The organism is Ralstonia sp. ASV6 (genome assembly GCF_016429285.1).
Lineage (GTDB): Bacteria > Pseudomonadota > Gammaproteobacteria > Burkholderiales > Burkholderiaceae > Ralstonia > Ralstonia flaminis.
Window position 1 is genome coordinate 1 of the sequence record NZ_JAELUI010000084.1, and the last position, 25,431, is coordinate 25,431.

At 63.2% G+C, this 25,431-nt stretch carries 30 protein-coding genes; 11 read left to right on the forward strand and 19 right to left on the reverse strand.

All coding sequences use genetic code 11. The features are described 5' to 3' along the window. A partial coding sequence (locus JHD73_RS17035) for a PmbA/TldA family metallopeptidase (protein WP_306663076.1) occupies positions 1 to 251 on the reverse strand: 251 nt, incomplete at its 3' end. A gap of 81 nt (positions 252 to 332) precedes the next feature. On the opposite strand from JHD73_RS17035, the gene yjgA reads away from it, so the two are divergent. Both yjgA and mog read left to right on the forward strand, forming a co-directional pair. Beyond that, on the forward strand, positions 333 to 947 hold the full coding sequence (gene yjgA / locus JHD73_RS17040; protein ID WP_306663077.1) for a ribosome biogenesis factor YjgA: 615 nt from the start codon (positions 333 to 335) through the stop codon (positions 945 to 947). Beyond that, positions 944 to 1,600 (forward strand): molybdopterin adenylyltransferase, encoded by a 657-nt coding sequence (mog, locus tag JHD73_RS17045; protein ID WP_199031450.1) that lies wholly within the window; start codon positions 944 to 946, stop codon positions 1,598 to 1,600. Before yjgA ends, mog begins: the two co-directional genes overlap by 4 nt. Here mog and orn read toward each other — a convergent pair. After that, complete coding sequence (gene orn / locus JHD73_RS17050; protein ID WP_048931692.1) at positions 1,597 to 2,244, reverse strand: oligoribonuclease; 648 nt, start codon at positions 2,242 to 2,244, stop codon at positions 1,597 to 1,599. The two genes, mog and orn, sit on opposite strands and share 4 nt — an antisense overlap. A gap of 73 nt (positions 2,245 to 2,317) precedes the next feature. Here orn and JHD73_RS17055 point away from each other — a divergent pair, with 73 nt between their 5' ends. The 3 genes from JHD73_RS17055 to JHD73_RS17065 all read left to right on the forward strand — a co-directional run bounded on the left by JHD73_RS17055 (position 2,318) and on the right by JHD73_RS17065 (position 5,001). Next, positions 2,318 to 3,574, forward strand: coding sequence for a M48 family metallopeptidase (locus JHD73_RS17055; protein WP_199031451.1), 1,257 nt, complete (start codon positions 2,318 to 2,320; stop codon positions 3,572 to 3,574). Beyond that, complete coding sequence (gene rsgA, locus JHD73_RS17060) at positions 3,574 to 4,533, forward strand: ribosome small subunit-dependent GTPase A (RefSeq protein ID WP_199031452.1); 960 nt, start codon at positions 3,574 to 3,576, stop codon at positions 4,531 to 4,533. Before JHD73_RS17055 ends, rsgA begins: the two co-directional genes overlap by 1 nt. 153 nt (positions 4,534 to 4,686) lie before the next feature. Beyond that, positions 4,687 to 5,001, forward strand: coding sequence for a hypothetical protein (locus JHD73_RS17065; protein WP_199031453.1), 315 nt, complete (start codon positions 4,687 to 4,689; stop codon positions 4,999 to 5,001). Positions 5,002 to 5,028: 27 nt separating this feature from the next. On the opposite strand, the gene JHD73_RS17070 is transcribed toward JHD73_RS17065, so the two are convergent. From JHD73_RS17070 to rpsP, 6 genes are all read right to left on the reverse strand, one after another. Next, on the reverse strand, positions 5,029 to 5,970 hold the full coding sequence (locus tag JHD73_RS17070; RefSeq protein WP_199031454.1) for a CobD/CbiB family protein: 942 nt from the start codon (positions 5,968 to 5,970) through the stop codon (positions 5,029 to 5,031). A 96-nt stretch (positions 5,971 to 6,066) separates the two neighbouring features. After that, a complete protein-coding gene (locus tag JHD73_RS17075) occupies positions 6,067 to 6,759 on the reverse strand; it encodes a CoA pyrophosphatase (protein ID WP_199031455.1) in 693 nt (230 codons plus the stop codon). A 107-nt stretch (positions 6,760 to 6,866) separates the two neighbouring features. Continuing rightward, positions 6,867 to 7,253, reverse strand: coding sequence for a 50S ribosomal protein L19 (gene rplS, locus JHD73_RS17080; RefSeq protein ID WP_048931797.1), 387 nt, complete (start codon positions 7,251 to 7,253; stop codon positions 6,867 to 6,869). 73 nt (positions 7,254 to 7,326) lie between these two features. Next, positions 7,327 to 8,115, reverse strand: a complete 789-nt coding sequence (gene trmD / locus JHD73_RS17085) for a tRNA (guanosine(37)-N1)-methyltransferase TrmD (protein ID WP_199031470.1) — start codon at positions 8,113 to 8,115, stop codon at positions 7,327 to 7,329. A gap of 23 nt (positions 8,116 to 8,138) precedes the next feature. Continuing rightward, positions 8,139 to 8,693, reverse strand: coding sequence for a ribosome maturation factor RimM (rimM, locus tag JHD73_RS17090; RefSeq protein WP_199031471.1), 555 nt, complete (start codon positions 8,691 to 8,693; stop codon positions 8,139 to 8,141). A 133-nt stretch (positions 8,694 to 8,826) separates the two neighbouring features. Beyond that, positions 8,827 to 9,081 (reverse strand): 30S ribosomal protein S16, encoded by a 255-nt coding sequence (gene rpsP, locus JHD73_RS17095; RefSeq protein ID WP_021195488.1) that lies wholly within the window; start codon positions 9,079 to 9,081, stop codon positions 8,827 to 8,829. 145 nt (positions 9,082 to 9,226) lie between these two features. On the opposite strand from rpsP, the gene JHD73_RS17100 reads away from it, so the two are divergent. From JHD73_RS17100 to JHD73_RS17115, 4 genes are all read left to right on the forward strand, one after another. After that, on the forward strand, positions 9,227 to 10,303 hold the full coding sequence (locus JHD73_RS17100; RefSeq protein WP_199031472.1) for a sorbosone dehydrogenase family protein: 1,077 nt from the start codon (positions 9,227 to 9,229) through the stop codon (positions 10,301 to 10,303). Positions 10,304 to 10,495: 192 nt separating this feature from the next. Continuing rightward, complete coding sequence (locus JHD73_RS17105) at positions 10,496 to 10,897, forward strand: hypothetical protein (protein ID WP_199031456.1); 402 nt, start codon at positions 10,496 to 10,498, stop codon at positions 10,895 to 10,897. A 132-nt stretch (positions 10,898 to 11,029) separates the two neighbouring features. Next, positions 11,030 to 11,212, forward strand: coding sequence for a hypothetical protein (locus tag JHD73_RS17110; RefSeq protein WP_199031457.1), 183 nt, complete (start codon positions 11,030 to 11,032; stop codon positions 11,210 to 11,212). 190 nt (positions 11,213 to 11,402) lie between these two features. Further along, positions 11,403 to 11,858, forward strand: coding sequence for an NINE protein (locus JHD73_RS17115; protein ID WP_199031458.1), 456 nt, complete (start codon positions 11,403 to 11,405; stop codon positions 11,856 to 11,858). Positions 11,859 to 11,870: 12 nt separating this feature from the next. Here the strand turns inward: JHD73_RS17115 and JHD73_RS17120 are convergent, their stop codons facing one another. The 3 genes from JHD73_RS17120 to JHD73_RS17130 all read right to left on the reverse strand — a co-directional run bounded on the left by JHD73_RS17120 (position 11,871) and on the right by JHD73_RS17130 (position 15,268). Continuing rightward, the gene (locus JHD73_RS17120) at positions 11,871 to 12,995 is read right to left on the reverse strand and encodes a PA0069 family radical SAM protein (RefSeq protein WP_199031459.1); all 1,125 of its coding nucleotides are present in this window, start codon (positions 12,993 to 12,995) and stop codon (positions 11,871 to 11,873) included. 82 nt (positions 12,996 to 13,077) lie between these two features. Next, entirely contained in the window at positions 13,078 to 14,697 is a 1,620-nt protein-coding gene (locus JHD73_RS17125; protein ID WP_199031460.1) for an alkaline phosphatase, read from the reverse strand. Positions 14,698 to 14,770: 73 nt separating this feature from the next. Next, positions 14,771 to 15,268 carry an Lrp/AsnC ligand binding domain-containing protein gene (locus JHD73_RS17130; protein WP_039596350.1) on the reverse strand — a complete coding sequence of 166 codons (498 nt, stop codon included), beginning with the start codon at positions 15,266 to 15,268 and terminating at the stop codon, positions 14,771 to 14,773. Positions 15,269 to 15,390: 122 nt separating this feature from the next. Here JHD73_RS17130 and JHD73_RS17135 point away from each other — a divergent pair, with 122 nt between their 5' ends. Continuing rightward, the gene (locus tag JHD73_RS17135; RefSeq protein WP_199031461.1) at positions 15,391 to 16,680 is read left to right on the forward strand and encodes a D-amino acid dehydrogenase; all 1,290 of its coding nucleotides are present in this window, start codon (positions 15,391 to 15,393) and stop codon (positions 16,678 to 16,680) included. A gap of 52 nt (positions 16,681 to 16,732) precedes the next feature. Here the strand turns inward: JHD73_RS17135 and JHD73_RS17140 are convergent, their stop codons facing one another. After that, complete coding sequence (locus JHD73_RS17140; RefSeq protein ID WP_199031462.1) at positions 16,733 to 17,101, reverse strand: nuclear transport factor 2 family protein; 369 nt, start codon at positions 17,099 to 17,101, stop codon at positions 16,733 to 16,735. A 32-nt stretch (positions 17,102 to 17,133) separates the two neighbouring features. Then, positions 17,134 to 18,006 carry an AraC family transcriptional regulator gene (locus tag JHD73_RS17145; protein ID WP_233177018.1) on the reverse strand — a complete coding sequence of 291 codons (873 nt, stop codon included), beginning with the start codon at positions 18,004 to 18,006 and terminating at the stop codon, positions 17,134 to 17,136. Between the two features lie 173 nt (positions 18,007 to 18,179). On the opposite strand from JHD73_RS17145, the gene JHD73_RS17150 reads away from it, so the two are divergent. Continuing rightward, complete coding sequence (locus JHD73_RS17150; RefSeq protein WP_199031464.1) at positions 18,180 to 19,601, forward strand: cytochrome P450; 1,422 nt, start codon at positions 18,180 to 18,182, stop codon at positions 19,599 to 19,601. A gap of 63 nt (positions 19,602 to 19,664) precedes the next feature. Here the strand turns inward: JHD73_RS17150 and JHD73_RS17155 are convergent, their stop codons facing one another. From JHD73_RS17155 to JHD73_RS17180, 6 genes are all read right to left on the reverse strand, one after another. Continuing rightward, complete coding sequence (locus tag JHD73_RS17155) at positions 19,665 to 21,449, reverse strand: acyl-CoA dehydrogenase (protein WP_199031465.1); 1,785 nt, start codon at positions 21,447 to 21,449, stop codon at positions 19,665 to 19,667. A gap of 168 nt (positions 21,450 to 21,617) precedes the next feature. Further along, entirely contained in the window at positions 21,618 to 22,553 is a 936-nt protein-coding gene (locus JHD73_RS17160) for an electron transfer flavoprotein subunit alpha/FixB family protein (protein WP_199031466.1), read from the reverse strand. A gap of 64 nt (positions 22,554 to 22,617) precedes the next feature. After that, complete coding sequence (locus JHD73_RS17165; RefSeq protein WP_199031467.1) at positions 22,618 to 23,367, reverse strand: electron transfer flavoprotein subunit beta/FixA family protein; 750 nt, start codon at positions 23,365 to 23,367, stop codon at positions 22,618 to 22,620. A 180-nt stretch (positions 23,368 to 23,547) separates the two neighbouring features. Beyond that, positions 23,548 to 24,348 carry a MetQ/NlpA family ABC transporter substrate-binding protein gene (locus JHD73_RS17170; protein ID WP_199031468.1) on the reverse strand — a complete coding sequence of 267 codons (801 nt, stop codon included), beginning with the start codon at positions 24,346 to 24,348 and terminating at the stop codon, positions 23,548 to 23,550. Positions 24,349 to 24,379: 31 nt separating this feature from the next. Beyond that, complete coding sequence (locus tag JHD73_RS17175) at positions 24,380 to 25,033, reverse strand: methionine ABC transporter permease (protein ID WP_199031469.1); 654 nt, start codon at positions 25,031 to 25,033, stop codon at positions 24,380 to 24,382. Beyond that, positions 25,023 to 25,431 (reverse strand): NIL domain-containing protein (locus tag JHD73_RS17180; RefSeq protein ID WP_306663078.1); only part of this gene is annotated, 409 nt, incomplete at its 5' end. The genes JHD73_RS17175 and JHD73_RS17180, both read right to left, overlap by 11 nt.

Below are 25,431 nucleotides of genomic sequence, written 5' to 3' on the forward strand. Positions count from 1 at the left end.
GTGCTGGCATTGCCGCGCTTCTTGCCGAGCATGACTGTCACGCCGACGATCTTGTCGCGGTTCTGCTCGATGGTCTCGATCTCGCCCTTGCGCACCGTGACCGACAGGCCCTGGCCTTCGGAGATTTCCGTCGCGGCATCGGTGGCACCGAGTTCGCGCGCGACGCGCAGCACATCGCGGGCCATCTCTTCGAGCTGTTCGCGGCGGTAGGCAAACACAGAGTCAGTCTTGGAATCGAGCGTTTGAGACATAGGCAATCAAGGGGGAAAAACGGGCCGCGATTTTGGCACAAGCGGCGGAAGCGCCCATCATAGCAAGATACAATGCGCGCCATGAGCCGAGCATCCCGACACAACCCCACGTATCTGCAACCTGTCGTGCGCACCGACATCGGTGAAGAGGACGATCCGGATACGCCCAAGAGCAAATCGCAGCGCAAGCGCGAGGTGAACGCCTTGCAAGATCTGGGCACCGCGCTGGAAGCGCTGCCCAAGGAAAAACTCGCCAAGGTGCCGCTGCCCGAGAAGCTGGTCGACGCCCTGCGCGAGGCCAAGCGCACTACTGCCCACGAGGGCAAGCGCCGCCAGATGCAGTACATCGGCAAGCTGATGCGTGCCCTGACCGATGAAGAGGTCGAGGCCATTCGCCGCGTGCTGGCTTCGTTCGTTGGTGCGTCCAAGGCGGAAACCGCCCGCCTGCACGCCATTGAGCGTTGGCGTGACCGTCTGATCGCAAGTGACGACGCCGTCACCGAGTTCATTGCCGCGCACCCCGACACCGACGTCCAGGCCCTGCGCACGCTGGTGCGCAACGCGCGCAAGGAAGCGCAACTGGCCAAGCCGCCCAAGTCCTCGCGCGAGATCTTCCAGATGGTCAAGCAGGCCCTGGATGGCAATGACCGTGACGACGACGCCGATCAACCCGAAGCCGAAGACGACGAAGCATGACCGCCTCTGCCCCCGCCTCCCCGCTGGCCCGCCGCCACCCCGACGAACTGCTCGTCGGCTTGGTGTCGATTTCGGACCGCGCCTCGTCCGGCACGTATCAGGATGAAGGGATCCCGGCGCTGCGCGATTGGTTGGGCAGCGCCCTGTCGTCGCCGTGGCAAGCAGTGGAGCGCCTGATTCCGGACGATCAGGCGACGATTGCTGAAACGTTGATCGACCTGGTGGACCACGCCGGCTGCGATCTGGTGCTCACCACCGGCGGCACCGGCCCGACGCGCCGTGATGTGACGCCTGAGGCCACACTGGCCGTCGCCACCAAGGAAATGCCCGGCTTCGGCGAGCAGATGCGCCAGATCAGCCTGAATTTCGTGCCGACGGCGATTCTGTCGCGTCAGGTGGCGGTGATCCGCGAAACGCCGTCACCAAATACCCATTCGGCACTGATCATCAACCTGCCCGGCCAGCCCCGCGCCATCAAGGAAACGCTGGAAGGCCTGAAGGATGTGGAAGGCCGCGCCACGGTGCCCGGCATCTTTGCCGCCGTGCCCTACTGTCTTGATCTGATCGGCGGCCCGTACGTCGAAACGCACGACAGCGTGGTTAAGGCCTGGCGGCCCAAGCACGCCGTCCGCGCAAAGCCGTTGCAGGCTTAAGGAGCGACCGACGACGCCAGCGCTTCAGCGTCCGGCGTCTGCGGCACGTCGCGGATGAAGTGCTCGCGGTAGTAACGCAGTTCTTCGATCGACTCGATGATGTCTGCAAATGCTGTGTGACGCTGGTGCTTGGTAAAGCCCTTGGCGATGGCCGGCTGCCAGCGCTTGCACAGTTCTTTGAGCGTGGAGACGTCCAGGTTGCGATAGTGGAAGTACTCCTCCAGCTTGGGCATGTAGCGCGCCATGAAGCGGCGGTCCTGGCAGATGGAGTTGCCGCACATCGGCGACTTGCTCTTTGGCACCCATTTTTTGAGGAAGGCCAGCAGTTCCGCTTCCGCTTCCGCTTCCGTGGTGGTCGACGCCTTGACCTTGTCGATCAGGCCCGAGCGGCCGTGCGTGCCCTTGTTCCAGGCGTCCATGCCGTCGAGCAGTTCGTCGGACTGGTGGATCACCAGCACCGGGCCTTCGGCCAGCACGTTCAGTTCCGAATCCGTCACCACCACAGCCACTTCGATGATGCGATCGTTCTCGGGGCTCAGGCCGGTCATCTCCATGTCGAGCCAGACCAGGTTGTTGTCGCTCTTGGCGGCAACGCGGTTGGGGGTCGAGGGGGATGCGGCGGACTGGGAAACTGGGGTGCTCACGCGAATGCCTTGAGAAAATGACTGAAGGCTATAATTTTCGCATATCTGATAGGTGTTTCCCCTGTTTCCCCACATGCCCGCCTTTACCGTCGTCTTCCTGGTCGCCCTTGTCTTGATGTCCGCCACACGCCTGTGGCTGGCCACGCGGCAAATCCGTCACGTAGCACGCCACCGCGACGCCGTGCCCGCGCAATTTGCCGAGTCGATCACGCTGGACATGCACCACAAGGCCGCCGACTACACCATCGCCCGCACCCGTCTGGCGATGCTGGAAGTGCCAGTGCAGGCTGCCCTGCTGATTGTGCTGACACTGCTCGGCGGGTTGAACTGGATCAACCAGGCATGGCTGGGCGTGTTCGGGCCCGGCTACGCATACGGCGTGGCGCTGATTGCGTCGGTCATCGTCATCAGCAGCGTGATCGAACTGCCGTTCTCGCTGTACGCGCAGTTTGTGGTCGAAGAACGCTTCGGCTTCAACCGCATGACATGGAAGCTCTGGCTCGCTGACAATCTCAAGGGCCTGGCCATCGGCACCGTGCTGGGGCTGCCTCTGCTGCTGGCCGTGCTGTGGCTGATGGACAAGATGGGCACGTACTGGTGGCTGTACACGTGGATCGTGTGGATGGCTTTCATGCTGTTCGTGCAAGCCATTTACCCGAACGTCATCGCCCCGCTCTACAACAAGTTCACGCCGCTGCAGGACGAGGAGATGCGCGCCCGCATCGAAGGCCTGCTCAAGCGCTGCGGCTTCGCCAGCAAGGGCCTGTTCGTCATGGACGGCAGCCGCCGCAGCGCGCACGGCAACGCCTATTTCAGCGGCTTCGGTGCCACCAAGCGCATCGTCTTCTTCGATACCCTGCTCGCGCGCCTGAACCCGCCCGAGATGGAAGCCGTGCTCGCGCATGAGCTTGGTCACTTCAAGCGCCACCACATCACCAAGCGCATCGCGGTGACGTTCGTGCTGAGCCTGGGTGCGCTGGCGCTGCTCGGCTGGCTGATGACGCGCACGTGGTTCTACCTGGGCCTGGGCGTGGCGCCTAACGTGTTCTCCGACAACCACGCGCTGGCGCTGATGTTGTTCTTCCTTGCGCTGCCGGTGTTCACGTTCTTCGTTTCGCCCGTCGGCAGCCTGTCTTCGCGCAAGGATGAGTACGAAGCCGATGCCTTCGCCGCACAACACGCGGATGCGAAACAGCTGGTCTCAGCGCTGGTGAAACTGTTCCAGGACAACGCCTCGACGCTCACGCCAGATCCGGTCTACTCCGCGTTCTACTACTCTCACCCGACCGCCTCGCAGCGCGTCGCACGCCTTGTGCAGGCCAGCGCCTGATGGGCACCAACCTGCGCAGTCAACCGGGCCGTACCGGTAAAAAGCCACAGGCCGCAGGAGAGCGCGGCCTCGTCATCGCAGCACATGGTCGCCACTACCTCGTTGAACGCGAAAGTGGCGGCTACCTGCAGTGTTTCCCACGCGGCAAGCGCAGCGAATGTGCCGTTGGCGATCACGTCGTCTACGAGGCCACCGCCGTCGACCAGGGTGTGGTCGTGCGCGTGGACGAGCGCCGCAACCTGCTCCACCGTTCCGACCAGTTCAAGTCCAAGGTGCTGGCAGCCAACCTCGATCAGGTCATCATCATGCTCGGCACCGAGCCAAGCTTTTCTGAAGACCTGCTCGGCCGCGCGCTGGTCGCTGCCGAATCGCTTGGCATCACGCCGCTGATCCTGCTCAACAAGATCGACTTGACCGCGCGGCTGGAGACAGCACGCTCACGCTTGGCGCTGTATCGAGAACTCGGCTACACGATCGTCGAGCTGACGGTGCATGGCGCACCGGAAGCCGCGCATGCCGCGCTGGAACCGCACGTAGCTGGGCGTGCCTCGATCCTGATCGGGCAGTCGGGCATGGGCAAGTCTTCGTTGTTGAATCTGCTGATTCCGGGCGTGGATGCACAGACGCGCGAGATCTCAGAAAAGCTCGATTCCGGCAAGCACACGACCACGTTCACGCGGCTCTATCACCTGCCCGCAGACTGGGGCCAGGGCGGCGTGCTGATCGACTCGCCAGGCTTCCAGGAATTCGGCCTGCACCACCTGAGCGAAGGCATGCTGGAACGCGCCTTTCCCGAATTCCGCCCGCGCCTGACCGAGTGCCGCTTTTATAACTGCCGGCACCTGCAGGAGCCCGGCTGTGGCATTCTGGGTGCGATGGCCGAGGGCAAGATCGATCCGCGCCGGCACCAGCTCTACGCGCAACTGCTGCACGAATCAGAGCAACAGAAGCCCTGGTAAAGGCCGCATCAACGTTAGAACCTGTTCACGATCCGTAGCGAGCGGGCCGAGATTGGTTCGAGATGCACGGCCGTACAGGAGTGCGGCGAGCATCGCAGAGACAAGATCGGGCTGCGCAGTAGGATTGTGAGCGGATTTGTCGGGGAGGCTGGGATGAAGCTGTTAATCAGCAGTCCATCGCTCGGCATGGCGGCGCACTGGCAGAACGTGCTGTCCGCTGCGGGCATTCGTACCGAGCTGCGCAACATCTACCTGAGCAGCGTTGCAGGCGACGTTCCGCCGCAGGATTGCGCGGCGCAAGTCTGGCTGGTGAACCCGGAACAGGAAGCTCAGGCGCAGGCGCTGCTCGATCAGGCCCGCCATCCACCGACGGGCCCGGCTTGGCGCTGCGTACATTGTGGGGAGATGCACGAGCCGCAGTTCGCTCAGTGCTGGCGCTGCGGCAAAGATCGTGAAGGCCCCGCCTGACGGCTGCGTGCAACAGCGTTGGCGGGATCAGCCCAGCCACACGGCGATCGACAGCATCGCCAGCAGCAGCATCCACAGCACCACCGCGCGCCACACCAGCCCCACGGCCGATTGCAGCGTACGCACGGTGGGCTCCTGCCCCACCTCGACCGGATAGGCGCCGTCCTCATCGGCGATGCTCTCCGCCGAATCGCGTTGCGCGATCGGCGTGCCCAAGCGGACACCCAGTGCACCGCCACCAGCCGCCAGCAGGATGCCGTTGACCTCGTCATTCCACTTGGCAGCACGGTTGCGCCAGGCGTACACCGCATCTTCGAAATCGCCAACGATGGCGAAGCCGATAGCCGTCAAACGCGCGGGAATGTAGTCGATGATGAAGAACGCTTGGCGTGCGAACAAGCCCAGCGCCGGGCTGCGCTCTATCGACGGCTCGCTCCAGTGGCGGGCCAGATATTCGGCACCGCGGTAGAGCACCACACCTGCGGGCCCAATCGGTACGAGGAACCAGAAGAACACGCCGAACACGTGACGATGCGCCGCAACGATCGCGTTCTCGAGGGTATGACGAACGATCTCGTTCACAGGCATGTCGGTCGTGTCCAGACCCGACCACTCATTGAGTAGCAGTCGCGCAGTGACAACGTCATCGCCACGCAACGCCTCATGAATATCCGTGAAGTAATGGCTGAACTGACGGAAACCCAGGGTCAGGTAGACCATCACCACGTTCCACAGGAAGGCCAGTCCGATGCTGATTGACGACAGCAGGTAGTGCACGAGCGCCACGACCACCACAGCCGGCAGCGTGACCACGCACCAAGCCAGCACGGCATCGCGGCGCTGCCCGGTATCGAACCATTCTTCCGCCCGCGCGGCCAGGGCACGCACGACATCGTAGATCGGGTTGTCCCGGCTGAGCGCACGGAACTGCTCGAGGATCAGCGCGCAGAGTACGGAGAAAAAAGTCATTGGAGAGGCGTTGCGAAGGCGTTCATCACGCCATGAATGCGATGTGCAAGACGATAGCACACGGCGTGCGCGCAACAGCGCACAGTGACGCGTACGCTACGCTGCCAGCAAGTGATACAGGTTGCGCAGCATGCCCGCTGTCGCGCCCCAAATGAAGTGGTAGCCGCCATCTGGCTGCCCGGATGCGCGATAAGGCATCGCATAGAAACGGCGCACACGATCTTCCCAACGCAGCTCACGCACTTGATGGTTAGCCGGGTCCATCAGAAAAGCGAGCGGCACCTCGAACACCTCGGCCACTTCGCTGGGGTCCGGCTGTAGCGTGAAATCCGGCGTCAGCAGCCCAACAATGGGGCTCACGTGAAAGCCCGTACCGGTGATGTAGTCCGGCAGGCGGCCGACCACGTCGATGTGGTCCGCACTGATGCCGACCTCTTCCATCGTTTCGCGTAGCGCCGTGTCGACCATGTCTCGATCAAAGGCTTCACGCCCCCCACCGGGAAAACTAACCTGCCCGGCATGTTGACTGAGCGACGCATTGCGCTGCGTCAGCAGCACCATCAGGCCAGCGTCACGCTGCACCAGCGGCACCAGCACGGCTGCCTCCCGCAGCTTGATCGACGCATCGATCAACCGGGATTCGTCGGTCTGCTCCGGTTGCCACTCCGGTTGCGTGCGCAATCGTTCACGCACAAATCCGGCCGTCAACCGCGCAGCCCCGAGCGCTGGCAAAGATGCCTCAATCGGCACCACCGGCAACTGCTCTGGATCGAATACAGGACGGCGCATTGGATGGGAAACGGATCTGTCGTAGACGGGAAACGCGGGGTGGGACAATCTTCCGCCCCAAAAGAGAAAAAAGGCACCCGAAGGTGCCTTTTCGCAACGCGCGCAGATTACTCCGCAGCGGCTTCCTTGCGCTTGAAGGTCAGCTTCTCCTTGATGCGTGCCGACTTGCCCGAGCGTTGGCGCAGGTAGTACAGCTTCGCACGGCGCACATCACCGCGACGCTTCACTTCGATGCTGGCCAGCAGCGGCGAGTACAGCTGGAACGTACGCTCCACGCCTTCGCCCGAAGAGATCTTGCGAACGATGAACGACGAGTTCAGGCCACGATTGCGCTTGGCAATCACGACACCTTCATACGCCTGCACACGCTTGCGGTTGCCTTCAACGACGTTCACGTTGACGATCACGGTGTCGCCAGGGGCGAACGGGGGGATCGTCTTGTTGGCCGTCAGGCGCTTGATTTCTTCCTGCTCGATTTGCTCGATGAGATTCATCTTTTTCTCCTTGACCATCATGCCGGCGTTTTGCCTGGTCAATAGACCGTGGCCCCGGTAGAGGATGGGAACATCACTTGGTCGAGGCTCCCGGTGTGGAAGCATCCGACCCCTTTGCCGTCGTCGCCGCGGCAGCGAGGAAAGCCTCATCGCTGCGGGACAACAAACCCTGTTTGCGCGCCGCCTCGATCAGATCGGGGCGCTTGCGCATCGTATTCAACAGCGCCTGCTGGCGGCGCCATTTTTCAATCTCGGCGTGGTGGCCGCCCAGCAGCACATCGGGCACACGCACACCTTCATACTCTTCCGGCCGCGTGTAATGCGCGCAATCCAGCAAACCGTTGACGAAGCTGTCCTGAACCGCCGACTGCGCATCGCCCAGCACGCCGGGCAACTGCCGCACCACGGCATCGATGATGGCCATGGCCGCGAGCTCACCTCCGGAGAGGACGAAATCGCCGAGGCTGATTTCCTCATCCACGCGGCGGTCGACCAAACGTTGGTCAATCGCCTCGTAGCGCCCGCACAGCAGTGTGAGCGCCGGCAACTGCGCCAGCTCCATCACCCGCTTGTGCGTGAGCGGCTTGCCTTGCGGCGAGAGCAGCACCACATGCGATGCTGCCGGTGCTTGCGCCTGGCGAATCGCATCCAGAGCCGCTTCCATCGGCTTGGCCAACATCACCATGCCCGGGCCACCGCCGTATGGCCGGTCGTCCACGGTACGGTAGTTGTCCGTCGTGAAGTCGCGTGGGTTCCAGGTGCGCAACGTGTACACCTGCTGCTTGGCTGCGCGGCTGGTAATACCCCAGTCCGTCAGCGCCCGGAACATGTCCGGAAACAGCGAGATGACGTCGAACTGCATCGCCGAATTCTCCGGCCGCATGTTCAGTAATCCAGACCCCAGTCGACGACGATGCGCTGACCAGCCACATCCACCGACTTCACGTAAACCTCGACAAACGGTACGAGCCGCTCGACATCGCCAACGCCCACAATGCGCAAAATCTGGTGCGCACCATTGTCGATCAGCCCTGTCACCGTGCCGAGCGCTTCTTGCTGTTCATTGACGACGGTCGCGCCGATCAGATCGACCCAATAAAACTCGCCATCGTCCGGCGCAGGAAAATCGGCACGGCTGACCCACACGGCACAGCCACGCAGTGCCTCAGCGACATTGCGATCCGGCACGGCAGGCGAACCTGCTACGACCGTACCGCTATGCTCACGCGACGTACCAACGGGAAATACCCGCCAGTCAGTCGACGCGGCGACCGCACCTGCTGCCGGTTTGAGCCACCAGGCGCGCGCATTGAGCAACGCGTCGGCTTCGCCGTGCGGCTGAACCTTGATCCAGCCGCGAATTCCATAGGCACCACCCACATAGCCGACCTCGATGAGATCGTCAGGCAGCGCTGGGTTGGCACCCGCACCCGGACGCATGGCTTGCAAGCGCTCAGCCACCTTTTGCGAGGTCGCCTGCGTTGCAACGGCCACAGGGCCGGGGCGTGTCGATGCAGGGCGCGTCACAGCAGAATGTGCTCAGACGGCACCGTCGATCGACGCATGCTAAAACTTAGGCAGCAGCCTTGGCAGCGCCTTGCTTCACCAGACGGGCAACCGTCGGCGACAGCTGAGCGCCAACACCTTGCCAGTAGGCCAGACGGTCTTGCACCAGGCGCAGACCTTCTTCGCCGTCCTTGGCGAGCGGGTTGTAGAAACCGACGCGCTCGATGAAACGGCCATCACGGCGGTTACGCGAGTCGGTCGCAACGATGTTGAAGAACGGGCGCTTCTTGGAGCCACCGCGGGCCAGACGGATCACGACCATGGATCTATTCCTTGAAAAACTGTGTATGCGTACAGAGAAACACGCAAGTATAGCGCAATTTTCCAGACCAAACAAACACTTAGGCTGGGCGCGACTGAGCGGTTGGCTGCCTGCGTGGCGCAGGCAGCACGTGCGGGCCGCCATTGTGCTCACTGCTTGGCTTGGTGCGGCGCTGCCGGCGATGGCCAAGCTGCCAATCGACACGCTGCACGTGCCTCCGGGCTTCCAGGTTGAAGTACTGACCGATGAGATGCCCTCGGCACGCGAGATGGCGATCTCCCCGGCGGGCACGCTGTATGTAGGCAGCCGCGCGGGCAAAGTCTACGCGATGTCGCTGCAAACGCCGGGGGCACCAGTGCATGTGGTGGCTTCCGGCCTGCAGTTGCCTGTAGGGGTGGCTTGGCGCGACGGTAGCCTGTATGTATCAGCAGTGTCGCGCATCGTGCGGCTCGATGGCATCGACAAGCGCCTCGACAACCCGCCCGAGCCGGTGGTCGTCAACGACAAGCTGCCCACCGAAACGCATCACGGCTGGAAATTCATCGCCTTTGGCCCCGATGGCAAGCTGTATGTGCCAGTGGGCGCCCCTTGCAATATCTGCCGCCCCGATGAAAACCGGTATGCAAACCTGATGCGCATGAACGCGGATGGCAGCGGTCTGGAACTGGTCGCGCGCGGCATCCGCAACACGGTCGGCTTTGACTGGCATCCGAAGACGCACGAGCTGTGGTTCACCGACAACGGCCGCGACATGATGGGCGACGACGTGCCCGACGACGAGCTCAACCGCATCACCGCGCCCAACCCGCATTTCGGCTATCCGTTCTGCCATGCTGGCGATGTTCCAGACCCGGAATTCGGCGCGGGCCACCCCTGTAGCAACTACGTGCCACCGGTCGCCAAGCTGGGCGCGCACGTGGCAGCGCTCGGCATGCGTTTCTACACCGGCAGTCACTTCCCGGCCGAGTATCGCAACAACATCTTCATTGCGGAGCATGGCTCGTGGAACCGCTCGTCCAAGGTCGGCTATCGCGTGATGCGTGTGGTGCTGGATGAAACGGGCAAAGTCGTCCGGCAAGAGCCCTTCGCGCAAGGCTGGTTGCAACCAGGCGAGCGCGTATGGGGACGCCCCGCCGATGTGCTCGTCGCGCCAGATGGCAGCCTGCTCGTGGCGGACGACTACGCTGGCGCCGTGTACCGCATCCGCTACATCGGGAAATGACGCAAGCGTCGCCCACCGCCTGGGCAAAGCGTGCGGGAAACATCTCGTTACACACGAAACCTTTGGACAGTGGATGCGACCTGAGTGAAGCCTTACATTGACAGGCATGAACACGTGCTGCCGCTCTCTCGCTCAAGCTGGAACAGCAGTGGTACGTGACGATTTCGAACCCTCGTCAGACAGGAGATAGCCATGCCGATCCGCGCATTGCTTCGCCCCTTGGCGACAGGTGTTCTGATCGTCGCCTCTGCGGGCGCCCTGGCAGCCAACGCATCGGCGCGTCAGGCCGCCGTTGCCTTCGCAGAAACCGCCATGCCGACATGGGCGCAACCCGCCAATGCTGCGCCGCAAGCGCGCCCGTTGGTAGCGCAGATGTTCTTTGTCGATGCGCGAGCTGACCAAGCCCGCATCCGCGCACAGATGGAGCGCATGGAAGCACGCGCGCGTGCCGATGACCGTCTCAACGGCCGCGTACAGCCCCGCGAAGGCGGCGGCCGTGGTGACTGGCAGCAGCAACAGGAACGCGAGCGCATGCACCAGGAACGCGGCAATGGCGATCGGGGCGGCGACTGGCGCGGCTCGCGTCGGGGCTGAACGTCGCACTTATCCGCCCGAATTTCACATTGCGGAACTTGCCCGGAGCACCTCAGTCGTATTGAATGGTAGACGGCACACGTTTGGCGTGCCTCTTCCATCACACCAATCACAACGACAACAGGTGCTTCAATGCTGTCCCAACTCCACCGCCATGTGCGGCTTCTGCTGGGTCTGATATGGACCTCGGCCTTCATGCTGATGCTTGCCCACTTACTCTACGGCGAAGTCAGCCTGCGCCAACAGGCGCCCCAATTGCTGCAAGACCTGACGGCCTCACTGAGTGTGCCATCGCTGCGTCTGGTCCCGATTTAGCGCCCCTACCCTCCCCGCCGCAGCCCCATCGCAGCGCTGTGCGCGTCCGGCCGAACTGAAGGCCACCTCCCCCGATTGCTGATGTGTCTTTGAGACGCGCCCCCGGTGCTGCCCCTAAGCTGCGCCGCGGTTCATGTTGGGCGTAGAATGCGCGGCGCTGTGTTGTCCTGCCGTGTGTTCTCCGCCTGCCATGCCTACGACCGCTCTCCAGAAAAAATCCAAGCTGCTGACCGTGCTGCTCGCCTTCCTGTTCGGAAGCGTGGGCGCGCATCGTTTCTATCTCAAAGGCGGGCGTGATTTCTGGGCGTGGTCGCAAGTCTTTGCCATGGCGCTCGGTGCGGTTGGCGTAGCACTGCTGCTCTCGACCCAGCGCGCCAGCGTGCCAGGCTGGGTCTGCGCAATCATCGGCGGGGCTTCGGTGCTGGCAGGCTTTCTGTCGGCGCTGGTGTATGGCCTGCGCCCGGACGACAAATGGGATGCGCAGTTCAACGCTGACGGCACGCCCACACGCTCGGGCTGGCCAGTCGTGCTGCTGACCATCCTCACACTGATGATCGGCACGGGCCTACTGATGGCCGGCCTCGCCATCACGTTCCAAACCTACTTCGAAACGCAGGTACAGGCAGCGAAGGAGTTGTCGCAGTAATCCTGTGTTCGCTCAGAACAGACTGCCCTGACGCTCGTCGACGGGTTTTCTTGGTTTGACGGCACGCGCGGGCGGTTTGAACTGCGAGGTGTCGAGCACCAGCTCGTTGTAGCGGTGGTAGTTGAAGCCGAGCTTGTCAGCCGTCTTGTAGAAGCGCTGCCGCAGTAAATCGGCCCAGATACCAGTGCCGCGCATGCGCGTGGCGAAATCGGCCTTGTAATCCTGACCGCCGTGCAGGTCACGGATACGGTTCATCACGCGTTGCGCGCGGTCGGGAAAATGCGCCATCAGCCAATCCTGGAACACGGCGTTCAACTCATTCGGCAGGCGTAGCACGATGTAGCTCGCGTACGTGGCGCCTGCCTCGCGCGCGGCTTCCAGGATCTGCTCCATATGGTCGTCGGTGACGAAGGGGATCATTGGCGCCACACTCACCCCCACCGGAATGCCAGCCTCAGCCAACGTGCGGATCGTACGCAGGCGGCGCGATGGCGTGGCTGCCCGCGGCTCAAGCTTGCGCGCGAGATCCGAATCCAGTGTCGTGATGGTCACGGCGGCAACAACGAGATTCTTTGTTGCCATCTGCGCCAGTAGATCGATATCGCGTTCGATTAACGTCGACTTGGTGATGAGCCCGACCGGATGATCGCAATCGTGCAGCACCTGCAGCACATCACGCGTGATGCGCAGCTCGCGCTCGATGGGCTGATAGGCGTCGGTGTTCACGCCGAGCGCAATCGCCTCGCAACGGTAGCCGGGCTTGGCGAGCGTTTCGCGCAGCACCTCGGCGGCATTGGTCTTGGCGAACAGCTTGGTCTCGAAATCCAGCCCCGGTGACAGCTCCAGATACGCATGCGTTGGCCGTGCAAAGCAGTACACACACCCGTGTTCGCAGCCGCGATACGGATTGAGCGACACCCCAAACGGAATGTCCGGCGATTGGTTGTGGCTCAGGATCGAGCGCGCTCGCTCGATCGAGACAGAGGTCTCGATGCGCGGCGGGGTGTCTTCCGAATCGAATTGCCCGACGAGTGGCTGCCAGCCGTCATCGACGCGCGTACGTTCGTCGCGTTCAAAGCGGCCTTGCAGATTGGAGGTGGCGCCGCGTCCCTTGCGGGGGACGTGGCGATCAGACATATCGGACACAGCGGAACGGATCAGGTGCGGGGGCTTGCTGATCCTATCGCATCCGGCTCCGCTGCGCTGTGAGTGGCGCCGGCTACGCCTCCGGGTCGAGCTTCACTTCCCAGAGCGATTTGCCATCGAGGTCGTGCAGCGACACGTGCATCGTGCGCGTGGCCGGATCAATCTTGGCGCGACCGTAGTACTGCTGCAGCGCAGCTGGCGACTGGTTCTGCGGATTGTCCTTCGGGATGCTGACATAGCGCAGGTCCGGCCCGAACGTCTGATCCACTTCGTTCGGCCCGAACGTGCCCGCGTTGATCGGCCCACCGACGAATTCCCAGAACGGCTTGAACTCCGTGAACTTGGCGCGCGATGGGTGGTAGTACGTAGCCTGCGCGTAGTGCACGTCGGCCGTCACCCACACCACGTTTTGGATGTTCTCTTGCTTGATAAAGCGCAGGATCTCGGCCAGTTCCAGCTCACGGCCGGACGGCGCGCCGTCATCCGCATTCGCCCACGCTTCGTAGGTACCCTTGGGCACGTCGGGGTTCAGATCGGGCACCACCAGCGAGATCGGCATGTCGCTGGCAATCACCTTCCACGTCGCCTTGGATTGCTTGAGCGATTGCTTGAGCCACGCCGTCTGCGCCGGGCCGAGGAAGGCGGAATCGGCATCCAGCGTGGTCTGGCGGTTGGGCGAGTTGCGGCCGCGGTAGCTGCGCTCGTCCAGCATGAACACGTCGAGCAGCGGGCCGTACTGGAATGCGCGATAGATCTGCTCCGGGTCAACCGGGTTGAAGCGGAACGGGTTGTACTCGAACATCGCCTGCTTTGCGCGCGCGGCCAGCACCGATGCGCTGCGCTCCTGATAGCGCTTTTCTTCCGGGCCGATCTGCTGGCCGGGGTACCAGTTGTTGCGCACTTCGTGGTCGTCCCACTGCACCAGGAACGGCACCTCGGCGGAAAACGCGCGCTTGTTCTTGTCGAGCTGGTTGTAGGCGAAGGCGCCGCGGTAGTCGTCGAGCGTTTGCGCGACATGCGACTTGGCTTCGGTGACAAGGTTGGTCCACAGTGAACCGTCGGGCAGCTTCACTTCGGCTTCGATCGGGCCATCGGCATAGATCTGGTCACCGGAGTGGATGAAGAAATCCGGCGACTCACGGCGCATGGCTTCGTATAGGCGGTAGCCGCCGAAGCGCTCGTTGATGCCCCAGCCCTGGCCGGCTTCGTCGCCGGAGAACACGAAGCAGATCGGGCGATTCGCATGCACAGGCGCGGTACGGAAACGGCCGACGACGGGTTCGCTGAACGCTTTCTCGTGCACGAGATCCTGGAAGCGGACGCGGTAGAACAGGTTCGCACCGGTAGGCAAGCCGGTGAGATCGACGCGCGCGGTCAGTCCGCTGGTTTCGATGGCCGTCGGGCCAACGCGGCGCACGACTTTCTTGAAGGCGGCATCGGTCGAATATTCAACGATCATGCGCGCCGGGCGATCGGTACGGCTCCAGACGATGGCACTGTTGGCGGTGATGTCGCCGCTCATTACGCCGCCGGGCACTTGCGGGCGCAGGCGTTCGGAAGTGACTGCGGCGGGCGCAACGCCCTGGGCCAGCACGTCACCGATGTGCGAGCCAAACAGCGCAGTGCCGCTGGCAGAAACAAGACCTTTGATGAGCGTGCGGCGGGTCGGCTTGAAGATCGGCTGGCCGGACATGGAGGCTCCGCAGGTAGGCGTTGAGATGGTGAGCGTGCCGCCCAGCGTAAGTCGCTTCCGTGACAACGTTCCGTCACCCGCCCTCTTCGGTCACGTCGATGGCAAGCGTCTCCTTGATCTCCTCCATCACGATGTAGCTCTTGGACTGCACCGCGCCCGGGAGCTGCAACAGGATATCGCCCAGCAGGCGCCGGTACTCGCCCATCTCGCGGATACGCGCCTTGATGAGGTAATCGAAATCGCCAGAGACGAGGTGGCACTCCAGCACCTCCGGGATACGCAGCACCTCGCGCCGGAACTGCTCGAACATGTTGCCGGCTTTGCTGCCCAGGCTGATCTCCACAAACACCAGCAGCGAAGCACCCAGCATGGCCGGGTTCAGGCGTGCGTAGTAGCCAAGGATGAAGCCCTCGCGCTCCAGGCGTTTGACGCGCTCGATGCACGGCGTGATGGTCAGCCCAACCGCCTCGGACAGCTCCTTCATGGAGAGCCGCCCGTCCTTTTGCAGCAGGTCGAGGATGCGGCGATCAAGCTTGTCGAGGGCCCGGACGGGCTTGCGCTGGGTTCGCATGGTGAAAAACACCCCAAAATCGAAATTGTTCCTGTTTCCTGAAAATATACAGAAACAATGACTGGATAGGTACGAATACGATAGCGGCATCTATCGTAAATGCATCTCCGGGGAGTATCACCATGCGCGTGCTCGTTCTTGGCAGTGGCGTGATCGGCGTGACAAGCGCCTATTACCTGGCCCGCGCCGGCCATGAGGTCACTGTCGTCGACCGTGAAGCCGGTCCGGCGCTGGAGACGAGTTTTGCCAATGCCGGACAGATCTCGCCGGGCTACGCATCGCCGTGGGCCGCGCCGGGCGTGCCGCTCAAGGCCATCAAGTGGATGTTCCAGAAGCACGCGCCGCTGACGATCCGCCCTGACGGCACCCTCTTCCAGCTCAAGTGGATGTGGCAGATGCTGCGCAACTGTGATGCCGCCAGCTATGCGCAAAACAAGGAGCGCATGGTTCGCCTGGCTGAGTACAGCCGCGACTGCATCCGCGAGTTGCGCGCCGACACCGGCATCGCCTATGAAGGCCGCCAGCAAGGCACGCTGCAAATCTTCCGCACCCAGCAACAGCTCGACGGCGCCGCGAACGACATCGCCGTGCTCGAGCGCGCCGGCGTGCCCTACGAACTGCTTTCGCGCGAAGACCTCGTGCGCAGTGAACCAGGCCTGGCCTCGACCCGCCACAAGCTGGCCGGTGGCTTGCGCCTACCCAATGACGAAACAGGCGATTGCCAGCTCTTCACCACGCGCCTGGCCGCGATGGCCGAGCAGTTGGGCGTGCGCTTCCGTTTCAACAGCACCATCAACAGCCTGATCTTCAAGAACGACGCCGTGCGCGGCGCGCTGGTCGATGGTCAGCCTGTTGAAGCCGACCTCGTGGTCGTGGCGCTGGGCAGCTACAGCACGCCGTTCCTGAAAAACCTGGTGAACGTGCCGGTGTACCCGCTCAAGGGTTTCTCGATCACCGTGCCGATGACGGACGCGGCCAAGAGCCCCATCTCCACCATCCTGGACGAGACCTACAAGGTGGCCGTCACCCGCTTTGACGACCGCATCCGCGTGGGCGGAATGGCGCAGATCGTCGGCTACGACAAGCGCCTGGACCCGGGCAAGCGCAACACGCTGGAGTTCGTGGTCAACGATCTGTTCCCGGGTGCGGGCGACGTGTCGCGCGCTTCGTTCTGGACCGGCCTGCGCCCGATGACGCCGGACGGCACGCCGATCGTCGGCCAGACACCGGTGCGTGGCCTGTGGCTCAACACTGGCCACGGCACGCTGGGTTGGACCATGGCGTGCGGCTCGGGCAAGCTGCTGTCGGATCTGGTGTCGGGCCGCTCGCCAGCCATCCGCGCAGATGATCTGTCGGTGTATCGCTACCTGGGCGGCGCGTCGATGCCTGCGAGCAAGCCTGCGCTGGCCTGATCGCCAGGCACCGCAACCATCAGAAAGGGAGGCCGAAGCCTCCCTTTTTTGTTTATCCAATCTTGGCGCCATGTCCCGCCACAACTCTCCAGCGCCCACCAGATTGCTTCCACAGCCGCGTGTAGGCGAACACACCGTCGAACGCCATCAATCCAAAGTGCCCCGCCAGTGCCGCCTGCGTGGTGGTCAGGATCATCTCTCCGATGCGATGGGTCTGCGTTTCGCGGATGTCCAGCCGGTCCAATCGCAACAGTTTCTCTCGATGGGCCAATAGATCGTCTGCCTTCGAGAGCACCCGCCCATCGGGGCCGGTGAACACGAGGTCATCGTCCAGCAGTTCCGCGAGTGCTGCGATGTCGTTGGCGAGCATGGCAGCCCGAAGCGCATCTTCGTATTGCCCGATGATAGAAATGTCGTCCATGTTGCGTGCGCCTCCGCGGTGCATTGGTTGGATCAAACCCACAATCGGTACGCCCAGAACGCTTCGTCTTCAACAAAGCGCTCGACAAACTCGCTCGGCGAAAAACCCGTGATGCGCTTGGCCGTGCGGCTCAGATGCGCCTGATCGGCAAAGCCCTCATCCTGCGCCAATGCAGCCCAATCGAACGGCAGGCCTGCCGCGTGCCGGTCCATCGCCGCGAAGTACGCTCCTTCGCTTTTCACCAGCGCCTGCCACTCTCGCAAGGACCGTCCGCTGAATGTCTTGATACGGCGCTCCACTTGGCGCGGACTATGGGTTCGACGCCACTCGTGGGCCTGCCAACCCAGCCGCTCCACCCAATGACGGCCAGCCCTGCGCAGCGACGACACCACCGTGTCCGGCCCCTGAAGCGCGTGCCAGCGCGCGACAAGATGCTGCTCCAGTACGGCCAGCACATCCGCATCGTCGTGGGTGTCGAGCAATGCATCCAACAACGGCTGCCATACGGTGCCCAGTACCGCATGGGCGTCAACGAAACGGTCTGCGACCACAGCTAGGTCAACGCCAAACAAGGTCTGCGCAACATCCGCCGTCAAGCAGATCATGCCGCCACGCCCGGTAATCGGTGCCCAACTCACCGTGGGCAGGGACTGACTACCTGAGAGCACGACCTGCGCACCAAACGGTCGCCATTGCGGGCCGCCATCGGTGCGCTCGACAAGTCCCGCCTCGAAGTCCTGAAACCAGGACAGCGACACCATCGGTGAGGCGGGGAAATGGGTCAGGCGCTGCGCATCGGTCAGTGCAAAGGCACGCGTGTCGCGGCAGAGAATGGCCACAATGGCGCCCTGCAAAGCAGGCGGTGCGAGATGCAGGCGCGTGCCCGGTACGCGGCTATCGGGCATGACACGCGGCGCTCGTGCGAGAGGGTCCGGGCACTCGAATTGGGAGGACATGGCGGCGCAGTATAAGCAGACGCCAGACCGGTGTCGATGTCGTTTGCGTTCAAGACTGGTCACGTCGGCAGGCGAACAATGCCAGGCATGCTCAAACACACCCGCGCACCCGGAGATCACACGTGAATCCGACCTCGTCCAGCCAATGCCCGTACCACGGGAAGGCATCATCGCCAGCGCCGTCTGCCCCATCTGCCCATCCGCTCGGCGTATGGCCCCCAGGCCCCCCTGTCGGCCTGACCGGCTGGAGCCTGCTCGCCCGCATGTCGCGCGATTTGCTGGGGACGCTGGCAGCCTGGCAACGCGAGTTCGGTGACGTTGTGCATCTGCGTTTCTGGCCCGAACACGAAATCGTCGTGACCGACCCGGCACTCGCGCGTGAACTGCTGGTGACGCACCACGATGCGCTCGTCCGCTGGGAGCGCGGCATCCGCGTGTTTGCGCAGTTGCATGGCCGGAGTGTGCTGATCGCCGAGGGCGAAGCCTGGCGTGGCAAGCGGCACGCCCTGCAGCCGAGCTTCTCCCCCAAGGCCGTCCAGGCCTTTGTGCCCACCATTGCCGCAGCCACTGATAAAGCGCTCGCGCAATGGCCAAAACGCGACGCTCGCTTTCCGATGGAAAGTGCGATCACGTCGCTGGCCATGGACGTCATCACGCGGATGATGTTCTCCAGCGAAATCGGCGAAGAGGCACGCATCGCCGAGCAGGCCATCCGCGTCGTCGGAGCCGCCGCCAATGCCGAGTTCTATTGGCCGGCAAGCTGGCCAGACTGGGCACCGTGGAAGCGCACAAAGAGACGCGCCCTCATGGCATTACATGGCTTGATCGATCGCCACCTGCAAGCGCGATTGGCCTTGCCACCAGAAGCCTGGCCCGACGATCTGCTAACCCGCCTGCTGCAGCTCCATCGAGACGACGCAACAGCGTGGCCGCTGCACGCCGTGCGCGACGAATGCATGACCGCGTTCCTGGCGGGGCACGAAACCACTGCAGCCACCCTGATCTGGTGGGCCTGGTGCATGGCGTCGAACCCGGCTGCGCAGGCCCTTGCACGCGAAGAAGTCCAGCACGCACTGCAAGGTCGCGCACCCGACGCCGATACGCTCACCTCGCTGCCCTACCTCACGCAGACAATCAAGGAGACGCTGCGCCTCTACCCCGCCGCCCCATTGCTCGTCAGCCGCCGGAGCACGCAGCCCATCACCCTGGGTGCGTGGCAATTGCCAGCGCGCACCATGTTCCTGGTTCCGGTGCAGTTGATGCACCACGACCCGCGCTGGTTTCCGGAGCCGCAGGCCTTTCGCCCTGAACGTTTTGCCGCAGATGCACCGGAAGTGCCACGCGGCGCCTATCTACCCTTTGGCACCGGCCCGCGTGTCTGCCTCGGGCAGCATCTGGCCATGTCTGAGATGACGGTCATTGCCGCGATGTTGCTGCAGCGCCTCACGTTGTTGCCGCCAGACAACATGCAAGCACCGCGCCCCGTGATGAACGTTACGTTGCGACCGGATCAACCGCTGCACCTGGCGATCGCGCCGGTTTGATCATCAGCGCGCCAACGAAAAGGGAGGCCGAAGCCTCCCTTTTTTCATGCCCGCAAGCGCCGCTTAGAACTGCGCTTCCGGCACCGCACCAATGGTCTCGCCGCCGGTCAGCACGCTCTGCGCAATGCCCGGCGCCTGGGTGAGCAGCACGTCGGCAAACACCCGAGCCGTGGCGATCTTCGCGCCATAGAAGTTCGGGTCTTCGCTCTCGCGATCGATGGCCACCAGCAGCGCACGCGCCATCTGCCAGCCCGATAGCACGATGCCGCACAGACGCAGATACGGCACGCTGCCCGCGAACACGGCGTTCGGTTGCGCCTTGGTCTGCGCCACCACGAAGCGCACCACCGATTCCATTGCCTCGCGGCCTGCCGCCAGACGTGCACGCATCGCTTCGCAATGCGCACCGCCCTTCGCTGCCAGCGCGGCTTCCACCTTGGCGATCTCGGCGCAGATGCCCAGCGCCACAGCGCCGCCATCACGTACCGTCTTGCGGCCGATCAGGTCGTTTGCCTGAATGGCCGTGGTGCCTTCGTAGATCGGCAGGATGCGCGCATCGCGGTAGTACTGCGCGGCGCCGGTCTCTTCAATGAAGCCCATGCCGCCGTGCACCTGTACGCCAAGGCTCGTCACGTCGATCGACATCTCGGTACTCCAGCCCTTCACGACCGGCACCAGGAATTCGTACAGCGCTTCGTTCTGCTTGCGCGCAGCGTCATCGGCAGCATGGTGGCCGGCATCGCACGCGGCGGCAGCCACATAGGCCAGCGCGCGGGCGCCTTCGGTCATCGCGCGCATCGTCAACAGCATGCGCTTGACGTCTGGGTGATGAATGATCGGCACCGCGCGGGCCGCCGAGCCATCCACCGGGCGGCTCTGCACGCGCTCGCGCGCATAGGCCACGGCCTTCTGGTACGCGCGCTCCGACACGCCGATGCCCTGCATGCCCACCGCATAGCGCGCGGCGTTCATCATGATGAACATGTACTCAAGGCCGCGGTTTTCTTCGCCGACCAGTGTGCCGATGGCGCCACCGTTGTCGCCAAATTGCAGCACGGCCGTCGGGCTCGCCTTGATGCCAAGCTTGTGCTCGATCGACACGCAATGCGCATCGTTGCGCGCACCCAGCGAACCATCTGCATTGACGAGGAACTTCGGCACCACGAACAGCGAGATGCCCTTCACACCTTCCGGCGCACCCGGCGTACGTGCCAGCACGAGGTGGACGATGTTCTCGGCCATGTCGTGTTCACCCCAGGTGATGAAGATCTTCGTACCGAAGATTTTGAACGTGCCATCGCCCACCGGCTCGGCGCGCGTGCGCACGAGTGCCAGGTCGGAGCCGGCCTGCGGCTCGGTCAGGTTCATCGTGCCGGTCCACTCGCCGGAGATGAGCTTGGGTACGAACAGTTGCTTCTGCTCTTCGGTGCCGGCGGTGAGCAGCGCCTCAATAGCCCCGTCAGTCAGCAGCGGGCACAGCGCGAACGACAGGTTGGCCGCGTTCAGCATCTCGATGCACGCGGTGGCGATCAGCTTGGGCAGGCCCTGACCGCCGTATTCCAGCGGGTGCTGCACGCCCTGCCAGCCGCCTTGGCCGAACTGGGCAAAAGCCTCCTTGAAGCCAGCCGTGGCCGTGACAACGCCATCCCTCCAGCTGCTCGGGTTGCGGTCACCTTCCACATTGAGCGGAGCGACGACTTCACCGGTAAAGCGTGCGCTTTCTTCCAACACGGCCTGTGCGGTGTCGGCGGTAGCGTCTTCAAAGCCGGGCAGCTTGGCGACGTTGTCCAGGCCTGCGAGTTCGTTCATCACGAACAGCATGTCCTTGACGGGGGCTTGATAGGTCATGTCTCTCTCCAATCCTTCGTTAAGCGCGATCAGGGGAGTGCGTCACCGGCATCGTGTGCGCTCTCCTGATGGCGCTTGCGTATAAAAAAGCCGTTTCCAAACGGGTCGGAAACGGCTTTGCGTCGGGCATTGCGACGCGCATCAGATGAGGCGCGCTGCGTGGTGCAATCAGCCCAGTGCGGTCACCAGCTCCGGCACCACGGTGTTCAGGTCGCCCACGAGGCCGTAGTCAGCCACCTGGAAGATCGGCGCTTCCGGGTCCTTATTGATCGCAACGATCACCTTGGAATCCTTCATGCCGGCCAAGTGCTGGATCGCACCCGAGATACCGACGGCGATGTACAACTGCGGCGCGACGATCTTGCCGGTCTGGCCGACCTGATAGTCGTTCGGCACGAAGCCAGCGTCCACGGCGGCACGCGAGGCACCCAGTGCGGCGCCCAGCTTGTCGGCCAGGGGCGTCAGCACCTTGGTGTAGTTCTCGCCCGAGCCCACACCACGGCCGCCCGACACGATGATCTTGGCGGCAGTCAGTTCCGGACGGTCGCTCTTCGTCACTTCACGCGAGACGAATTGCGAGATGCCGGCATCAGCCACTGCGGTCAGGGCTTCGGTTGCAGCCGAGCCACCGGTGGCAGCAGCGGCGTCGAACGCCGTGCCACGTACGGTGATCACCTTCACCTTGTCGGCCGATTGCACGGTGGCAATCGCGTTGCCGGCATAGATCGGGCGCTCGAAGGTATCCGGGCCATCGACCTTGGTGATATCGGACAGTTGAGCCACGTCCAGCTTGGCGGCCACGCGCGGCAGGATGTTCTTGCCGTAGGCGGTGGCGGGCGCCAGGATGTGGCTGTAGTTGCCGGCGATGGCCAGGGCCTGTTCGGCGACGTTCTCGGCCAAGCCATCGGCAAACTGGGGTGCGTCGGCCACCAGCACCTTGGCAACGCCGGCGATCTGCGCGGCGGCCTGGGCGGCAGCGCCGCAGCCAGCGCCAGCCACCAGCACGTGGACTTCGCCGCCGCATTGAGCGGCTGCCGTCACGGTGTTCAGTGTCGCGGCCTTGATGGATTGATTGTCGTGTTCAGCAATAACGAGTGCGGTCATCTTGATCTGCCTATTCGGTGTGCTTGGAAGATGTGTGCGTGCGTGCAGGTTACAAACCCGCCGCTTACAGCACCTTGGCTTCCGTCTTGAGCTTGGACACCAGCGTGGCCACGTCGGGCACCATCACGCCAGCGCTGCGCTTGGCGGGCTCAACCACCTTCAGCGTCTTCAGGCGCGGTGCGACGTCCACCCCCAGGTCTTCCGGCTTGACCGTGTCGAGTTGCTTCTTCTTGGCCTTCATGATGTTCGGCAGCGTCACATAGCGCGGCTCGTTCAGGCGCAGGTCGGTGGTGACCACGGCCGGCAGCTTGACCGACAGGGTTTCCAGACCGCCGTCCACTTCACGCGTGACGGATGCCTTGCCATCGGCCACAACCACCTTCGAGGCAAACGTGGCTTGCGGCAGGCCGGCCAGCGCAGCCAGCATCTGGCCGGTCTGGTTGGCGTCGTCATCAATGGCTTGCTTGCCCAGGATGATCAGCTGCGGCTGTTCCTTATCGACCAGCGCCTTGAGCAGCTTGGCCACGGCCAGCGGCTGCAGTTCTTCGTTGGTTTCGACCAGGATGCCACGGTCGGCACCGATGGCCATGGCGGTGCGCAGGGTTTCCTGGCACTGCGTCACGCCGCACGACACGGCGATCACTTCGGTGGCAACGCCCGCTTCCTTCAGACGTACCGCCTCTTCCACGGCGATTTCGTCGAACGGGTTCATGCTCATCTTGACGTTGGCAAGATCGACACCGCTACCGTCCGTCTTCACGCGAACCTTCACGTTGTAATCGATCACGCGCTTGACTGCGACCAGGACTTTCATGCGCTCACTCCACTCATTAATAAGACATTTGTTACAAGACGCCGGCCATTATAAGGGCGGTCGGTCGCTCACGTTAAATTTCCGAACGGTCGTGCTATTTTAACCGTGAAAAATTGCCGGACACCAGTCAAACGTCCGGCAATTTGTTGGGGAAAACCCTCTAACCGTGTGTAAACGTGCTTACCACGCCACGATCACGGCGTCTTTGTACTTCGTCTTGACGAAGGACTTCACCGCGTCGGAATGATACGCCTTCACGAGCTTGGCAACCCAGGGTTGGTCCTTGTCGGCGGCTCGGATGGCGATCACGTTGGCGTACGGGCCCTTGGCGGCTTCGATGGCGATGCCGTCCTTGGTCGGGTCCAGGCCAGCCTTCTCGGCATAGTTACCGTTGACGGCGGCGGCGTCCAAGTCATCCAGCGAGCGCGGCAATTGAGCGGCGTCCAGCTCGATGAACTTCAGCTTCTTCGGGTTCTCAGCCACATCGCGCGGCGAGGCCTTGAAACCCGCGTTCGGCTTGAGCTTGATCACGCCTTGCGACTGCAGCAGCAGGAGCGCACGACCGCCGTTGGTCGGATCGTTCGGCAAGCCGAAGCGCGCGCCGTCCTTCAGGTCCTTCAACGACTTGATCTTCTTCGAGTAGATACCCATCGGGAACGTGATGGTCTGGCCGACGCTCACGAACTTGTAGCCACGCGTGGCGACCTGGTCATCCAGATACGGCTGGTGCTGGTAGCTGTTGGCATCCAGGTCACCGGCGGCCAGTGCGGCGTTCGGCTGGATGTAGTCGTTGAACTCGACGATCTGGAGCTTCAGACCGTCCTTCTCGGCAACCTTCTTCACTTCTTCCATGATCTCGGCGTGCGGGCCGGCGGTCACACCGACCTTGATCGGCTTGCTTTGTGCCAGGGCACTGCCTGCGACCAGAGCCAATGCGGCGCCCAGGCTCGCGGACCATTGCAGCAGTTGACGACGATTCATTGCATTCCCTCGTAGATGAGTCTGTGATTGTTTAGCGATGGCTGAGGCGGCGCACGAGCCAATCGCCCGTCGATTGCACCGCCTGCACGAAGACGATCAGGATGACGACGACCGCCAGCATGATGTCCGATTCATAGCGCTGATAACCGTAGCGGATGCCCAGGTCGCCCAGGCCGCCGCCGCCGATGGTACCGGCCATGGCTGAGTAACCGACCAGGCTGACGAAGGTGATTGTCAAACCCGCCAGGATGCCGGGCATGGCCTCGGGCAGCAGCACCTTGTAGACGAGCTGGCCGGTGGTCGCCCCCATGGACTGCGCGGCTTCGATCAGGCCACGGTCCACTTCACGCAGCGCGGTTTCCACCAGGCGCGCAACAAAGGGGATGGCCGCGATCGTCAGCGGCACAATCGCCGCCGCCGTGCCGATGGACGAGCCTGCCAGCAGGCGCGTGAACGGAATCACCGCCACCAGCAGGATGATGAACGGCACCGAGCGCACAGCGTTGACGACGAGACCGGCCACGCGATTGAACACCGGTGCCGACAGCACCCCGCCCGTAGTCGTCAGATACAACAACACGCCCAGCGGCACGCCGAACACTGCACCAATGCCACCGGACACGCCCACCATGGCAAGCGTTTCCCAGAAGGCCGGCAGGAACAGATCGGTCAGGTCAGACCACATGGTTGATCTCCTCGACCACCACGCCTTGCTCGCGCAGGAAGTTCATTGCGTTGTTGATGTCAGCCGTGTCGCCCGTCGCCAAAATCGCCAGCGAGCCGAAGGCTTGGCCCTGAATTTCGTCGATGTGACCGTGCAGGATGTTGAAGTCGAACCCGTACGTACGGACGGCTTGCGCCAGCACGGGCTGGTCCACGCCCTCGCCGGTAAAGGCGAGTCGGAACAGGTGGTCGCGTCCACCGTGCTCGCGGGCAACCAGGCGGCTTTCCACACGCGCCAGCACCGAAGGCGGCAGCTCTTGCGAGATGACCTCGCCGATCAGCGCGCGCGTCACGTCGTGATGCGGCTGCAGGAACACGTCGATCACGCGACCCAACTCCACTACGCGGCCAGCATCGAGC

Excerpts from the sequence above, each read along its gene's own strand:
- yjgA (WP_306663077.1), top strand. The coding sequence starts at position 333 with ATGAGCCGAGCATCCCGACACAACCCCACGTATCTGCAACCTGTCGTG.
- mog (WP_199031450.1), top strand. The coding sequence starts at position 944 with ATGACCGCCTCTGCCCCCGCCTCCCCGCTGGCCCGCCGCCACCCCGAC.
- JHD73_RS17055 (WP_199031451.1), top strand. The coding sequence starts at position 2,318 with ATGCCCGCCTTTACCGTCGTCTTCCTGGTCGCCCTTGTCTTGATGTCC.
- rsgA (WP_199031452.1), top strand. The coding sequence starts at position 3,574 with ATGGGCACCAACCTGCGCAGTCAACCGGGCCGTACCGGTAAAAAGCCA.
- JHD73_RS17065 (WP_199031453.1), top strand. The coding sequence starts at position 4,687 with ATGAAGCTGTTAATCAGCAGTCCATCGCTCGGCATGGCGGCGCACTGG.
- JHD73_RS17070 (WP_199031454.1), bottom strand. The coding sequence starts at position 5,970 with ATGACTTTTTTCTCCGTACTCTGCGCGCTGATCCTCGAGCAGTTCCGT.
- JHD73_RS17075 (WP_199031455.1), bottom strand. The coding sequence starts at position 6,759 with ATGCGCCGTCCTGTATTCGATCCAGAGCAGTTGCCGGTGGTGCCGATT.
- rplS (WP_048931797.1), bottom strand. The coding sequence starts at position 7,253 with ATGAATCTCATCGAGCAAATCGAGCAGGAAGAAATCAAGCGCCTGACG.
- trmD (WP_199031470.1), bottom strand. The coding sequence starts at position 8,115 with ATGCAGTTCGACGTCATCTCGCTGTTTCCGGACATGTTCCGGGCGCTG.
- rimM (WP_199031471.1), bottom strand. The coding sequence starts at position 8,693 with ATGCGTCCGGGTGCGGGTGCCAACCCAGCGCTGCCTGACGATCTCATC.
- rpsP (WP_021195488.1), bottom strand. The coding sequence starts at position 9,081 with ATGGTCGTGATCCGTCTGGCCCGCGGTGGCTCCAAGAAGCGCCCGTTC.
- JHD73_RS17105 (WP_199031456.1), top strand. The coding sequence starts at position 10,496 with ATGCCGATCCGCGCATTGCTTCGCCCCTTGGCGACAGGTGTTCTGATC.
- JHD73_RS17110 (WP_199031457.1), top strand. The coding sequence starts at position 11,030 with ATGCTGTCCCAACTCCACCGCCATGTGCGGCTTCTGCTGGGTCTGATA.
- JHD73_RS17115 (WP_199031458.1), top strand. The coding sequence starts at position 11,403 with ATGCCTACGACCGCTCTCCAGAAAAAATCCAAGCTGCTGACCGTGCTG.
- JHD73_RS17120 (WP_199031459.1), bottom strand. The coding sequence starts at position 12,995 with ATGTCTGATCGCCACGTCCCCCGCAAGGGACGCGGCGCCACCTCCAAT.
- JHD73_RS17125 (WP_199031460.1), bottom strand. The coding sequence starts at position 14,697 with ATGTCCGGCCAGCCGATCTTCAAGCCGACCCGCCGCACGCTCATCAAA.
- JHD73_RS17130 (WP_039596350.1), bottom strand. The coding sequence starts at position 15,268 with ATGCGAACCCAGCGCAAGCCCGTCCGGGCCCTCGACAAGCTTGATCGC.
- JHD73_RS17135 (WP_199031461.1), top strand. The coding sequence starts at position 15,391 with ATGCGCGTGCTCGTTCTTGGCAGTGGCGTGATCGGCGTGACAAGCGCC.
- JHD73_RS17140 (WP_199031462.1), bottom strand. The coding sequence starts at position 17,101 with ATGGACGACATTTCTATCATCGGGCAATACGAAGATGCGCTTCGGGCT.
- JHD73_RS17145 (WP_233177018.1), bottom strand. The coding sequence starts at position 18,006 with ATGCCCGATAGCCGCGTACCGGGCACGCGCCTGCATCTCGCACCGCCT.
- JHD73_RS17155 (WP_199031465.1), bottom strand. The coding sequence starts at position 21,449 with ATGACCTATCAAGCCCCCGTCAAGGACATGCTGTTCGTGATGAACGAA.
- JHD73_RS17160 (WP_199031466.1), bottom strand. The coding sequence starts at position 22,553 with ATGACCGCACTCGTTATTGCTGAACACGACAATCAATCCATCAAGGCC.
- JHD73_RS17165 (WP_199031467.1), bottom strand. The coding sequence starts at position 23,367 with ATGAAAGTCCTGGTCGCAGTCAAGCGCGTGATCGATTACAACGTGAAG.
- JHD73_RS17170 (WP_199031468.1), bottom strand. The coding sequence starts at position 24,348 with ATGAATCGTCGTCAACTGCTGCAATGGTCCGCGAGCCTGGGCGCCGCA.
- JHD73_RS17175 (WP_199031469.1), bottom strand. The coding sequence starts at position 25,033 with ATGTGGTCTGACCTGACCGATCTGTTCCTGCCGGCCTTCTGGGAAACG.